At 41.2% G+C, this 330-nt stretch carries 2 protein-coding genes; both read left to right on the top strand.

Features of this window, described 5'->3' with window-relative positions:
* Window positions 1-160: transposase (locus QOR82_RS09205; RefSeq protein ID WP_283584430.1), on the top strand; the 160-nt coding region annotated here is incomplete at its 5' end.
* Between the two features lie 37 nt (window positions 161-197).
* Window positions 198-330, top strand: a 133-nt coding sequence (locus tag QOR82_RS09200; protein WP_283584429.1) for a helix-turn-helix domain-containing protein, incomplete at its 3' end; no start/stop codon positions are given.

Below are 330 nucleotides of genomic sequence, written 5' to 3'. Positions count from 1 at the left end.
ATATCAGTTATTCCGCCAATGTCCAGAACTAAAAAACAGCTATTGGAAACGACAAGGACGACACTTGTGGTCGCCTAGTTACTACGTAGAAAGCATTGGAGCAGTGAATGAAGTCGCAGTAGCTAAATACATTAACGATCAGCGGGCTAAAGAAAAGTAAAAGATTAGCTTTCTTAATGAGAGGGGGTGAAAACATCATGGCAACAATTATAAAAGGGGTCAAACTTCGTTTGTACCCTAATAGTCATCAGCAAGATCAGCTATGGCAAATGTTTGGTAATGACCGCAAGGTTTGGAATTTAATGCTGGGTATGGCTCAAGCGCGCTATC

The sequence above is a fragment of the Limosilactobacillus difficilis genome, assembly GCF_947387495.1.
In the GTDB taxonomy this organism is placed as follows: Bacteria; Bacillota; Bacilli; order Lactobacillales; family Lactobacillaceae; genus Limosilactobacillus; species Limosilactobacillus difficilis.
This window is presented reverse-complemented; position numbering and strand designations above follow the sequence as displayed.